Source organism: Streptomyces sp. NPDC051909 (assembly GCF_040681095.1).
Lineage (GTDB): Bacteria > Actinomycetota > Actinomycetes > Streptomycetales > Streptomycetaceae > Streptomyces.
Window position 1 is genome coordinate 360,450 of record NZ_JBFAYA010000007.1, and the last position, 12,704, is coordinate 373,153.

Annotated in this window: 10 protein-coding genes and 1 pseudogene; 2 read left to right on the top strand and 9 right to left on the bottom strand. The window is 72.8% G+C overall.

Annotation, left to right across the window (positions count from 1 at the left end; genetic code table 11):
• Positions 1-11: 11 nt before the first annotated feature.
• Positions 12-1,880, bottom strand: a complete 1,869-nt coding sequence (gene lepA / locus AB0M18_RS14540; protein WP_365757590.1) for a translation elongation factor 4 — start codon at positions 1,878-1,880, stop codon at positions 12-14.
• A 185-nt stretch (positions 1,881-2,065) separates the two neighbouring features.
• Here lepA and rpsT point away from each other — a divergent pair, with 185 nt between their 5' ends.
• Positions 2,066-2,332 carry a 30S ribosomal protein S20 gene (rpsT, locus tag AB0M18_RS14545; protein WP_265862295.1) on the top strand — a complete coding sequence of 89 codons (267 nt, stop codon included), beginning with the start codon at positions 2,066-2,068 and terminating at the stop codon, positions 2,330-2,332.
• A 219-nt stretch (positions 2,333-2,551) separates the two neighbouring features.
• On the opposite strand, the gene holA is transcribed toward rpsT, so the two are convergent.
• A complete protein-coding gene (gene holA, locus AB0M18_RS14550) occupies positions 2,552-3,541 on the bottom strand; it encodes a DNA polymerase III subunit delta (protein ID WP_365757593.1) in 990 nt (329 codons plus the stop codon).
• Positions 3,542-3,597: 56 nt separating this feature from the next.
• Between holA and AB0M18_RS14555 the strand changes: the two genes are divergently transcribed.
• Positions 3,598-3,843 (top strand): hypothetical protein, encoded by a 246-nt coding sequence (locus AB0M18_RS14555; protein ID WP_365757595.1) that lies wholly within the window; start codon positions 3,598-3,600, stop codon positions 3,841-3,843.
• Here AB0M18_RS14555 and AB0M18_RS14560 read toward each other — a convergent pair.
• The 7 genes and pseudogenes from AB0M18_RS14560 to AB0M18_RS14590 all read right to left on the bottom strand — a co-directional run.
• Positions 3,840-4,022 carry a hypothetical protein gene (locus AB0M18_RS14560; protein WP_365757597.1) on the bottom strand — a complete coding sequence of 61 codons (183 nt, stop codon included), beginning with the start codon at positions 4,020-4,022 and terminating at the stop codon, positions 3,840-3,842. The two genes, AB0M18_RS14555 and AB0M18_RS14560, sit on opposite strands and share 4 nt — an antisense overlap.
• Positions 4,023-4,042: 20 nt before the next feature.
• Positions 4,043-6,469, bottom strand: a complete 2,427-nt coding sequence (locus tag AB0M18_RS14565; RefSeq protein ID WP_365757599.1) for a ComEC/Rec2 family competence protein — start codon at positions 6,467-6,469, stop codon at positions 4,043-4,045.
• The gene (locus AB0M18_RS14570; protein ID WP_365757601.1) at positions 6,466-7,512 is read right to left on the bottom strand and encodes a ComEA family DNA-binding protein; all 1,047 of its coding nucleotides are present in this window, start codon (positions 7,510-7,512) and stop codon (positions 6,466-6,468) included. The genes AB0M18_RS14565 and AB0M18_RS14570 overlap by 4 nt, the downstream gene beginning before the upstream one ends.
• A gap of 110 nt (positions 7,513-7,622) precedes the next feature.
• Entirely contained in the window at positions 7,623-8,468 is an 846-nt protein-coding gene (locus AB0M18_RS14575) for a DegV family protein (RefSeq protein ID WP_365757603.1), read from the bottom strand.
• Between the two features lie 155 nt (positions 8,469-8,623).
• A complete protein-coding gene (locus AB0M18_RS14580) occupies positions 8,624-9,349 on the bottom strand; it encodes a hypothetical protein (RefSeq protein ID WP_365757605.1) in 726 nt (241 codons plus the stop codon).
• 117 nt (positions 9,350-9,466) lie between these two features.
• Positions 9,467-12,337: a leucine--tRNA ligase gene (leuS, locus tag AB0M18_RS14585; RefSeq protein ID WP_365757607.1), complete on the bottom strand. Its 2,871-nt coding sequence runs from the start codon at positions 12,335-12,337 to the stop codon at positions 9,467-9,469.
• Positions 12,338-12,611: 274 nt separating this feature from the next.
• Positions 12,612-12,704: pseudogene (locus AB0M18_RS14590) on the bottom strand (IS5/IS1182 family transposase); the annotation flags it as partial.

A 12,704-nucleotide genomic window follows, 5' to 3' on the forward strand; every position in this document is an offset into this window, starting at 1 on the left:
GCACGGGGCGGCTACTTCTTGGCCTTGCCCGCGGACTCGTCGCTGGAGAGGACGGCGATGAAGGCCTCCTGCGGGACCTCCACGGAGCCGACCATCTTCATGCGCTTCTTGCCTTCCTTCTGCTTCTCGAGCAGCTTCCGCTTACGGGAGATGTCACCGCCGTAGCACTTGGCGAGGACGTCCTTGCGGATGGCGCGGATGGTCTCGCGGGCGATGACCCGGGAGCCGATGGCGGCCTGGATGGGCACCTCGAAGGCCTGCCGCGGGATGAGCTCGCGCAGCTTGGCGACGAGCCGCACACCGTAGGCGTACGCGGCGTCCTTGTGGGTGATCGCCGAGAAGGCGTCGACCTTGTCGCCGTGCAGCAGGATGTCGACCTTCACCAGGGAGCTGCTCTGCTCGCCGGTGGGCTCGTAGTCGAGCGAGGCGTAGCCGCGGGTCTTCGACTTCAGCTGGTCGAAGAAGTCGAAGACGATCTCGGCGAGCGGGAGGGTGTAGCGGATCTCGACGCGGTCCTCGGAGAGGTAGTCCATGCCGAGGAGGGTGCCGCGCCGGGTCTGGCACAGCTCCATGATGGAGCCGATGAACTCGGCGGGGGCGAGGATCGTGGCGCGCACGACCGGCTCGTACACCTCGTCGATCTTGCCCTCGGGGAACTCGCTCGGGTTGGTGACCGTGTGCTCGCTGCGGTCCTCCATCACGACGCGGTAGACCACGTTGGGGGCGGTGGCGATCAGGTCGAGGCCGAACTCGCGCTCCAGGCGCTCGCGGATCACGTCGAGGTGGAGCAGGCCGAGGAAGCCGACGCGGAAGCCGAAGCCGAGGGCGGCGGAGGTCTCCGGCTCGTAGACCAGCGCGGCGTCGTTGAGCTGCAGCTTGTCGAGGGCGTCGCGCAGCTCGGGGTAGTCGGAGCCGTCCAGCGGGTAGAGGCCCGAGAACACCATCGGCTTCGGGTCCTTGTAGCCGCCGAGCGCCTCCTCGGCGCCCTTGCTCTGGGAGGTGATCGTGTCACCGACCTTGGACTGGCGGACGTCCTTCACGCCGGTGATCAGGTAGCCCACCTCGCCGACGCCGAGGCCGTCGGCCGGCAGCATCTCGGGCGAGTTGGTGCCGATCTCCAGGAGCTCGTGGGTGGCGCCGGTCGACATCATCTTGATGCGCTCGCGCTTGTTGAGCTGGCCGTCGACGACCCGGACGTAGGTGACGACGCCGCGGTAGGAGTCGTAGACCGAGTCGAAGATCATCGCGCGGGCCGGGGCGTCGGCGTTGCCGACGGGGGCCGGGATGTCCCGGACGACGCGGTCGAGCAGCGCCTCGACGCCCATGCCGGTCTTCGCGGAGACCTTGAGGACGTCCTCGGGCTGGCAGCCGATGAGGTTGGCGAGCTCCTCGGCGAACTTCTCCGGCTGGGCGGCCGGCAGGTCGATCTTGTTGAGCACCGGGACGATGGTGAGGTCGTTCTCCATCGCCAGGTAGAGGTTCGCCAGGGTCTGCGCCTCGATGCCCTGGGCCGCGTCCACCAGCAGGATCGTGCCCTCGCAGGCGGCGAGCGAACGGGAGACCTCGTAGGTGAAGTCGACGTGCCCCGGCGTGTCAATCATGTTCAGGATGTGCGTCCGGCCCTGCTCCGGCCCCTCGACGGGGGACCAGGGCAGCCGGACCGCCTGGGACTTGATCGTGATGCCGCGCTCACGCTCGATGTCCATCCGGTCGAGATACTGGGCGCGCATCTGCCGCTGGTCGACCACTCCGGTCAGCTGGAGCATCCGGTCGGCAAGGGTCGACTTGCCGTGGTCGATGTGCGCGATGATGCAGAAATTGCGGATCAGAGCCGGGTCGGTACGGCTCGGCTCGGGCACGTTGGTAGGAGTCGCGGGCACGCAGGGTTCTCGTCTCGGGCGATGTTCAGAACGGATACGTAGGCTCCATGGTCCCATGACTGCGGGCGGGTGCTCGGTTTGGGCGGTGTGGGGAGCGGCTGATATCGTGGACGGCTGTGTCTCGTGTGCCCTCTCAGCTGCGTGGCACATCCTGAAGAAACATCGAACCTGTAAAGGCTCTTTTCGTGGCGAACATCAAGTCCCAGATCAAGCGGAACAAGACCAACGAGAAGGCGCGCCTGCGCAACAAGGCCGTCAAGTCGTCGCTCAAGACCGCGATCCGCAAGGCCCGCGAGGCTGTCGCCGCCGGCGACCTCGAGAAGGCCACCGTGGCCGCTCGTGCCGCTTCGCGTCAGCTCGACAAGGCTGTCTCGAAGGGTGTCATCCACAAGAACGCCGCCGCCAACAAGAAGTCGGCGCTGGCCACCAAGGTTGCCACCCTCCAGGGCTGAGCTCTCTGATGTGACCGGCCGTACGGGACTCCAGCGGGCCCTCTAACCGCTCCCGACGGCCACCCCGGCTCCGTACGCGAGACGCGTTCGCCACGCGTGTACGGGTCACCTGAAGCAACACCCCGCAGGCCCCGTCGTCCTCCTTCCCCAGGAGGCCGGCGGGGCCTGTGGCCTTCTTACGTGCAGGTGTACGGGTACGGGGCAGGCCGGGCGGGTGCGTCAGGGGCGCCGCATCCGGGCTGCGCGGGCGATCGCGACGACCGCCTTCTCCAGGGCGTACTCGGGATCGTCGCCGCCGCCCTTGACGCCCGCGTCGGCTTCGGCGACCGCGCGCAGGGCGAGGGAGACGCCGTCGGGGGTCCAGCCGCGCATCTGCTGGCGGACCCGGTCGATCTTCCAGGGCGGCATGCCGAGCTCGCGGGCGAGGTCGGCGGGACGGCCGCCGCGGGCCGAGGACAGCTTGCCGATGGCCCGGACGCCCTGGGCGAGGGCGCTGGTGATGAGGACCGGCGCGACGCCCGTCGACAGGGACCAGCGCAGAGCCTCCAGGGCCTCGGCGGCGCGGCCCTCGACGGCGCGGTCGGCGACCGTGAAGGACGAGGCCTCGGCGCGGCCCGTGTAGTAGCGCCCGACGACCGCCTCGTCGATGGTGCCGTCGACGTCCGAGGTGAGCTGCGCGACGGCGGAGGCCAGCTCCCGCAGGTCGCTGCCGATGGCGTCGACGAGCGCCTGGCAGGCCTCGGGCGTGGCCGAGCGGCCGAGGGTGCGGAACTCCTGCCGCACGAAGGTCAGCCGCTCCGCGGGCTTGGTCGTCTTCGGGCAGGCCACCTCGCGGGCGCCGGCCTTGCGGGCCGCGTCGAGGAGTCCCTTGCCCTTGGCACCGCCGGCGTGCAGCAGTACGAGGGTGATCTCCTCGGCCGGGTCGTCGAGGTAGGCCTTGATCTCCTTGATGGTGTCGGCCGACAGGTCCTGCGCGTTCCGCATGACCAGCACCTTGCGCTCGGCGAAGAGCGAGGGGCTGGTCAGCTCGGCGAGCGCGCCGGGCGGCAGCTGCTCGGGGGCGAGGTCGCGCACGTCGGTGTCGGCGTCGGCGGCCCGGGCGGCCGCCACCACCTCCCGCACGGCGCGGTCGAGCAGCAGGTCCTCCTGGCCCACGGCGAGCGTGAGCGGGGCGAGGAGGTCGTCGGGGGAAGACTTCTTGGTGGCCATCGCGGTCAAGGATCCCACGCACCACCGACAGCGCGGCCATCGTCGAGAATGTGCGCGTGAGCGATGTGAGACACGTACTGGTGCTGCCCGACCGCGACGCGGCCGAGGAGGTCGCGGAGGAGCTTCCGGACCGCTTCGGCGTGGCGCAGGAGCCCCAGCTCGTCCGGGACGCCCTGGCGGGCGAGGACGACGCGGAGGACGCCCAGTGGCTGGTCGTCGTCGAGGACCCGGACGGCCGCCTGGACCCGGCGGCCCTGGACGAGCTGGCCGCCGAGTACGAGGGCTGGCTGGAAGCCCCTTAGGAGGTCCGGTCGCCCTGGACGGAGACGGTCTGTCCGGTCCAGTAGCAGTGTGAGGTCCGCTCCCGCAGCGGTTCCGCCACGCGCACCGAGAGGGCCATCGCTACGGACTCGCCGGTGAGTCCTGCGGCCCGGGCGGCGGTGAACGGCTCTTCCCGCCGCAGCGGACCCACGAGGGTCATCCGCGTCGGATGTCGATGACTCAGGAGGTGTCCGGGCCGTCCGGGAGCGTGTGCGCCGAGAGCCCGTCACCCGCGCCGCTCACCGCGATCGCCCCGTCCCGGTCCGTGCTCAGCACCCGCGCCCCGCCCTCTCGCAGCGCCCCCACCGTCAGCGGCGAAGGATGCCCGTACGGGTTGTCCCGGCCCGCCGACACCAGCGCGAGCCGCGGCCGCACCGCCCGTATCAGCCCCGGGTCCTGGTGCGCCGAGCCGTGGTGCGCGACTTTCAGCACGTCCACCGGAGGCAGCCCCGGATACGCCCGGGCCAGCAGCCGCTGCGCCGGAGGTTCGAGATCCCCGAGCAACAGCAGGGTCACCCCGCCCTCGGCCCGCACCGACAGGGCGACGCTGGCATCGTTCGGCCCCGCCCCCACGAGGCCGGCGCCGGCCGGCGGCCACAGCACCGACCACTCCAGCGCCCCCAGCCTCCGCCGCTCCCCCGCCCCGGCCCGCACCACCGGCACCCCGGCCGCGCGGGCCGTCCGCCGCACGAACTCCGCCTGCTCCGGCGGCTCCTCAAGCCCGGTCGTCTGGATCGCCCCCACCGCCCGCCCGCGCAACACCCCCGGCAGCCCCGCCACATGGTCCGCGTGGAAGTGGGTCAACAACAGGAGCGGGATCCGGCGCACCCCCAGGTCGCGCAGACACCGGTCGACCGGCGCCGGATCGGGCCCGGCGTCGACCACCACGGCGGCGTCCCCGCCGGCCGCGAGCACGGTCGCGTCGCCTTGACCGACCTGGCACATCGCGAACACCCACCCCGGCGGCGGCCACCCCGTGACCGCCCGGACCAACGGCGGCGGCCGCACCACCGCCAGGAGCAGCAGGGCCGCGCAACCCGCACCGATCCAGCGGCGCCCGGGCAGCCGCCGCACGGCGAGGAGCACGAGGCCGGTCAGCAGCGCCAGCAGCAGCCCGCCCCACCAGCCCTCCGGCCAGGACGTCTCCGCCCCGGGCAGCCCGGCCCCCATGCGGGCCACCTTGGCGATCCACCCGGCCGGCAGCCCCGCGCACCAGGCCACCGCCTGCGCCGCCGCCGGCCACACCGCCGCGAGGGCGAGCGCGAGGAACCCGAGCACGGTGGCCGGGGCCACCGCCGGCTCCGCGAGCAGGTTCGCGGGCACCGCGACCAGGCTCACCCGGGCCGCGAAGACCACCACGACCGGCGCACACACCGCCTGCGCCGCCAATGTCGCGGCCAGGGCCTCCGCGATCCGTCCCGGCACCCCGCGCCGCCGCAGCGCATCGCTCCAGCGCGGGGCGACGGTCAGCAGCGCGCCGGTGGCAAGAACCGACAGCAGGAAGCCGTAACTCCGCGCCAGCCACGGGTCGTAGAGCACCAGGACAAGGACCACGGCGGCCAGCGCCGGGATCAGCGAGCGCCGCCGGCCGGTCGCGACGGCGAGCAGCGTGACAAGCCCGCAGGCCGCCGCCCGCAGCACGCTCGGATCGGGCCGGCACACCACCACGAACGCCAGCGTGAGCACTCCCCCGGCCAGCGCCGTGCCCCGCAGGGGAAGCCCGATCCGGGGCGCCAGCCCGCCCCGCTCGACCAGCTGGGCCGTTCCCGGCCTGCCGATGAGCAGCAGCAGGACGACGGTCAGATTCGAGCCGGAGACAGCCAGCAGATGAGTCAGATCGGTGGTCTCGAAGGCGCCCTTCAGCTCCGGCCCGACCCGTGAGGTGTCACCGACCACGAGGCCCGGTAACAGCGCCCGGGCATCCGGCGCCAACCCCTCCGTGGCCTCGCGCAGCCCCTCCCGCAACCCGCCCGCCGTGCGCTGGAGCGCGCTCGGCGGCCCGGTGATCCGCGGCGGCCCGGCGTCGTCGGCCCGCAGCACCGCCGCGAACGGGTCGCCCGGGCGGAACGGCACGGCCAGCCTGCCCGCCACCCGCAGCCGGGTCGACGGCAGGAGCCGCAGCCACGCCCCGCGCCCCTCCCCCGCCGTCACCAGGACGAGGACCGGGGCCCTGGTCCGGTACGCCGCGCCGTCCCGTGCCTCGACCCGCGTCGCCTCGCCCTCCAGGACCACGGTCACCGGCGCCGCCCGGCTCCCGCGCACCTTCGGAGTGGTGAGCCGCGGATCGGCGGTGACCGTCACCTCCGCCGTCACCCGCCCCTCGGTCCGTGCGAGTGCGGGCACCGGCCCCCGCCGCAGGTCGGCCGCGTGCAGCCCGGCGGACGCCGCGCCCGCCGCACCGCAGAGCAGCACCCCGGCGCAGGCCGTCGCCCGCAGCCCCAGCCGCGCGGCCGGAACCAGGAGCAGCCCCGCACCGCCGAGGCAGAGCAGCACACCCGCGACGGTCCACCAGCCGGCCACGCCCAGCGCGAGCGCCGCCCCGCCCCAGGCGGCGAGTGCCGGCGACACCAGTCGCAGGTCCGCCGGCCCCTCGTCCACGGCGCTCACGGCCGGACCAGCGGCGCGAGGTCCGCGAACCGGCGGGCGCCGATCCCGTTGACGTCCCGGAGCTCGGCGACCGTCCGGAACCCTCCGTGCTCCACCCGGTGTTCCACGATGTGCCGGGCGAGAACCGGGCCGACCCCGGGCAGCGCGTCGAGCTGTTCCACGGTCGCCGTGTTCAGACTGAGCGGAGCGGCCGGCCCCGGCGCTCCCGCCGCGCTGCCGCCCGCCGTGCCGCCGGCACCCGCCCCGCCGCCGGCCGCGGCGGGGAGCCCGACGACAACCTGCTCGCCGTCCATCAGCACCCGGGCCCGGTTGAGTCCCGTCAGATCCGTGCCGGGGCGGATGCCTCCGGCCGCGCGCAGGGCATCGGTGACCCGGGACCCCGCGGGCAGCGTGAACACCCCGGGACTGCGCACCTTTCCGCCGACGTCCACCACGACCACCGCCGCCGCACCGGGACGGGACGTCGGACTCGGGCCGGCACTCGGCACCGCGTCGGGGCCGATGCCGGCCGACTGGATCCCGGGCAGCGGCCGGGCCGCCGCGACCACCTCGGGCGCCCTGATCTGCTGCGGCCGTCCCGTCCAGAAGTACGCCCCTGCCCCGCCCGCGGCCACGATGAGGACCACGGTGAGCGCGGCCAGCGAGCGCCGTTCGAGCCCGCACCGGGACTGCACCCACAACGGCAACCGCTCCCGCAGCGCGAGCTTCGCCATCTCCCCGTGCGACAAGGCCGGTTGAGGTCCGGGCCGCTCCCGGTCCGCCTCGGGGTCCGGCGCCGGCGGCGTGGATGGCGGAGGTGGTGCCGGGGAGACGGGAGGTGCCGGGGGCGGCGCGGGGGCCTGGGGTGGCGGGGCGGTCGACGGGAACAGGGCCTCGCCCCGGCTCCGTACCGACGTAGGAGACGCGACCGCACCGGCCGTGCGCCGGCGACGGGTCCTGGTGCCCACGGCCCGGACCCGGGCCCTGCCGTCCGAGCCGGGCGCCCGGCCCGGACCGCTCGTGGGGCCGCTACGACGTGTTGCGACATGCGTGCGAAGAGTCATGACATCGACGGTAGGCCGCGCCGGGACCCCTCGGCCGGGGCCAGCCGATTCCGGTGGACAACTGCCGAGTTGTGGAAAACTCCGTCACCCGCACGGGGGATGTCGGCGCGTCAGCGCGGCGAGACCACGACCGCGAGCAGCCCCGGCCCGGTGTGGGCGCCGATGACCGCGCCGACCTCGGTGACCTGGAGGTCCTGGACGGCCGGGAGGCGCTCGCGCAGCCGCTCGGCGAGCGCGGCGGCCCGCTCGGGGGCGGCGAGATGGTGCACGGCGATGTCGACGGACCCGGCACCGGCGCGCTCGACCGCGATCTCCTCCAGCCGGGCGATCGCCTTGGACGCGGTGCGTACCTTCTCGCGCAGTTCGATCCGCCCGCCCTCGAGTTCGAGCAGCGGCTTCACTGCCAGCGCCGAGCCGAGGAGGGCCTGCGCGGCGCCGATCCGCCCGCCGCGGCGCAGGTAGTCGAGTGTGTCGACGTAGAAGAACGCGGAGGTGCCGGACGCCCGCTTCTCGGCGGCGGCGACGGCCTCGTCGAGCGAGCCGCCCGCGTCGGCGACCTCCGCCGCCGCCAGGGCGCAGAAGCCGAGGGCCATGCCCACCATCCGGGTGTCGACGACCCGTACGGGCAGGGGGGCGTCCTTCGCGGCGAGCACCGCCGCGTCGTAGGTGCCGGAGATCTCGCCGGACAGGTGGAGCGAGACGACGCCCTGGGCGCCCGCCTCGGCGGCGGCCCGGTAGGTGGCCGCGAAGACCTCGGGCGCGGGCCGGGAGGTGGTCACCAGCCGGCGCTTCTGCAGGGCCTCCGCGAGCGAGCGGACCGAGATCTCGGTCCCTTCCTCCAGCGCGCGGTCGCCGATGACGACGGTGAGCGGAACGGCGGTGATGGCGTGCCGCTCCATTGCCTGGGCTGGCAGGTAGGCCGTGGAATCGGTGACGATCGCGACATGCCGGGACATGAGCGGGAGGTTACCCGGCGGGGCCGCCGCACGGCAGCCCGGGCCCCCGACACCGGCACCGCCCGCCCCGTTTCCCACACGGAATCCGCCCGCCGTCGGCACGCGCGTACGGACGCCGGCCCCGACGGCTCCGGCCCTCAGGCCTGCACGTCGGGTCAGGTCGTGGTCTCGGGCCGGGTCGACTTCTCCCACGGGTAGGCCGTGAGGCGCGGGTCCGGCCCCTGGATCGCCTGCGGCTGCCCGGACGGCCCGGCGGCACCGCTCTCCGCCCCCGACCAGGCCTGCCTCTGTCCCTGGCCCTGTCCGGGCCCGGCCGTCGCCTCGCCAGGGCTGTCCGTGCCGGTCCAGTGGCGTAGGGCGCCCGCCTCCACGTCGATCTGGGCACTCAGCGAGGACAGCTCGTCCTCGGCGAACTTTCGGGCGCGGTCGCGGGCGGCGAAGCGCAGCGCGTCGGCGGAGTGGGTGATCTGCTCGGTGCGCCGGCGCAGCTCGGGCATCTGGGCCGCGACATGGGCCCGGTCCGGCTCGCGCTCCAGCCGCTTGAGGTCCTCGTCCAGCTCGCGCCCGTGGGCGCTCAACCGCTGGAAGAGGTCAAGGGACTCCTTCAGGGAGGCGTCCTCGGCGACGCCCGCGTTCAGGGAGTCCTGGGTGGCGCGCATCGAGGTGCGCAGCGAAAGCCGCAGCTGGGCCAGCTCGCCGGCGACGCCGGTCTGGCCGAGGCTCTTGGCGCGCAGCGTGGTGTCCTCGACCGTGCGCCGGGCCTGGTCGATGGTGCGGTCGACGCCGCGCTTGGCGGCCTTGGCGACCTTCACCGTGGCGTAGATCCCGAGCGCCACGAAGGCGACGAAGAGCAGCGCCATGATCGTGATCGCGGCTTCCATGAGCGTCGCCCCTCCGGCCTGGATTGTGGTTCTTCCACGGTAAACGGAAGGGGCAGGCCGGTGGTTCCTGGGGAACCCCCAACCTGCCCCCATCGCTCCCCTAGGGGACGGTCGGGATCAGCCGGCGACGATGTTGACCAGCTTCGGCGCGCGGACGATGACCTTGCGGATCTGCGCGTCGCCCAGGGCCGCGACCACGTGGGCGTCGGCCAGGGCCAGTGCCTCCAGCTCGGCGTCGGTGATCGTCGGGGAGACCTCCAGGCGGGCCTTGACCTTGCCCTTGATCTGTACGACGCAGGTCACGGTCTCGTCCACGACGTAGGCCGGGTCGGCGACCGGGAAGTCCTGGTGGACGACCGAGTCGGAGTGGCCCAGTCGGTGCCACAGCTCCTCGGCGATGTGCGGGGCCAGCGGGGCGACCAGGCGGACCAGCTGCTCGGCCACCGGGCGGGACACCGTGCCACCGGACTTGGTCAGGTGGTTGTTCAGCTCGGTGATCTTGGCGATGGCGGTGTTGAAGCGCATCGCCGCCATGTCCTGGGCGACGCCGTCGATGGCCTTGTTCAGGGCACGCAGGGTGTCCTCGTCGGCGGCCTCGTCGACGACCGTGACCTCGCCGGTCGTCTCGTCGACGATGTTGCGCCACAGGCGCTGCAGCAGGCGGTACTGGCCGACGACGGCGCGGGTGTCCCACGGACGGGAGACGTCCAGCGGGCCCATGGCCATCTCGTACAGGCGCAGGGTGTCGGCGCCGTACTCGGTGCAGATCTCGTCGGGGGTGACGGCGTTCTTCAGGGACTTGCCCATCTTGCCCAGAACGCGGCTGACCTTCTCGCCCTCGTACCAGTAGGCGCCGTCGCGCTCCTCGACCTCGGCGGCCGGGACGGCGATGCCGCGGGAGTCCCGGTAGACGAAGGCCTGGATCATGCCCTGGTTGTACAGCTTGTGGAACGGCTCGGCCGAGGAGATGTGGCCCAGGTCGAACAGGATCTTGGACCAGAAACGGGCGTACAGCAGGTGCAGCACGGCGTGCTCGGCGCCGCCGACGTACAGGTCGACACCGCCGGTGGGCATGCCCTCGCGCGGGCCCATCCAGTACTGCTCGATGGCCGGGTCGACCAGCTTCTGGTCGTTGTGCGGGTCCAGGTAGCGCAGCTCGTACCAGCACGAACCGGCCCAGTTGGGCATGGTGTTGGTCTCGCGGCGGTACTTCCTGGGGCCGTCGCCCAGGTCCAGCGTGACGTTGACCCAGTCCTCGTTGCGGGACAGCGGGGTCTCCGGCTGGGTGTCCGCGTCGTCCGGGTCGAAGGTGCGCGGCGAGTAGTCCTCGACCTCCGGCAGCTCCAGCGGCAGCATGGACTCGGGCAGCGGGTGGGCCACGCCGTCCTCGTCGTAGACGATCGGGAAGGGCTCGCCCCAGTAGCGCTGCCGGCTGAACAGCCAGTCGCGCAGGCGGAAGTTGACGGTGCCCTCGCCGATGCCGCGGTCGGCCAGCCAGGCGGTGATCTTCGCCTTGGCCTCGACGACGCCCAGGCCGTCCAGCGCCACGTCCTCGTTGGAGGAGTTGATCAGCTTCGCCTCGTACGAGGCGAAGGCGTCGTCCCAGGTCGACGGGTCGGTGCCGCGCTCGTCGCTCGGCTCGACGACGCAGCGCATGGGCAGCTCGAAGGCGCGCGCGAAGGCGAAGTCGCGGGTGTCGTGCGCCGGGACGGCCATGATCGCGCCGGTGCCGTAGCCCATCAGGACGTAGTCGGCGATGAAGACCGGGACCTGCTCGCCGCTGACCGGGTTGGTCGCGTAGGCGCCGGTGAAGACACCGGTCTTGTCCTTGGCCTCGGCCTGGCGCTCGACGTCGGACTTGGCGGCGGCCTGCTTGCGGTAGGCGTCGACGGCCTCGGCCGGGGTGGCGTGTCCGCCGGTCCACACGTCGTGGGTGCCCTCGGGCCAGGTGGCCGGGACGATCTTCTCGACCAGGTCGTGCTCGGGGGCCAGCACCATGTAGGTGGCGCCGAACAGGGTGTCCTGGCGGGTGGTGAAGACGGTGATCGCACCGGTGTCGCCGACCTGGAAGTCGACGCGGGCACCCTCGGAGCGGCCGATCCAGTTGCGCTGCTGCAGCTTGATGGCCTCAGGCCAGTCCAGGCCGTCCAGGTCGTCGAGCAGGCGGTCCGCGTAGGCGGTGATGCGCATGTTCCACTGGCGCAGCTTGGCCTTGAAGACGGGGAAGTTGCCGCGCTCGGAGCGGCCGTCGGCGGTGACCTCCTCGTTGGCCAGGACGGTGCCCAGGCCGGGGCACCAGTTGACCGGGGCGTCGGAGGCGTACGCCAGGCGGTACTCGCCCAGGACCTCGGCGCGCTCACCGGCGGTCAGCTCGCTCCACGCGCGCGTGGAGCCGGGGATCTCACGGGTGCCGTTCTCGAACTGCTCGACCAGCTCGGCGATCGGTCGGGCCTTCTCGGCCCGGTCGTCGTACCAGGAGTTGAAGATCTGCAGGAAGATCCACTGGGTCCACTTGTAGTACTCCGGGTCGATCGTGGCGAACGACCGGCGCTTGTCGTGGCCCAGGCCCAGCCGGCGCAGCTGGACCTTCATGTTCTCCATGTTGGCCTCGGTGGACACGCGCGGGTGCGTGCCGGTCTGCACCGCGTACTGCTCGGCGGGCAGGCCGAAGGCGTCGAAGCCCAGGGTGTGCAGGACGTTGTGGCCGGTCATGCGCGCGTGGCGGGCGAAGACGTCCGTGGCGATGTAGCCGAGCGGGTGGCCGACGTGCAGGCCCGCACCGGAGGGGTACGGGAACATGTCCATGATGAACTTCTTCGGGCGGGCCGCCAGGGCCGGATCCCCGGCCAGGTCACCGCTGGGGTTCGGGGCCTCGTAGGTGCCCTCGGCGTCCCAGGCGTCCTGCCAGCGTGCCTCGATGTCGGCGGCCAGGGTCGCCGTGTAGCGATGCGGGGCCGCCGACTCGGCAGCCGTGTTGATCTCGGTCATGATCCTTGAAGCTCCATCGATCGTCTCTGCCCACTGCCGGCACTGCCACGAAATGAAAAATCCCCTCGCACAGGAGGGGACGCCGCGCCGATGCCGACCGGATCTTCATCCGTCGGGACTGATCAGCGCGGCTCGCTAAGCAGAAGGCGTACGGCACGCATGGCGTCAGGGTACCGCAGGGCCCGATCGGGCCGCACCGGCGTTCCGGGGACCGGCACACGGAACGGGGCAAGGGCGCGCAGCACGCGCGCGACCGGATCCCGAACACGAAGAAGCGGGCCATGGCCTGGGGAAACGCGGGCGCGTCACCGGCCTGTCCTGGAGTGAGGACGAATGCCAGTGGCCGGCAGTGGCTGTCCGCGGCGAG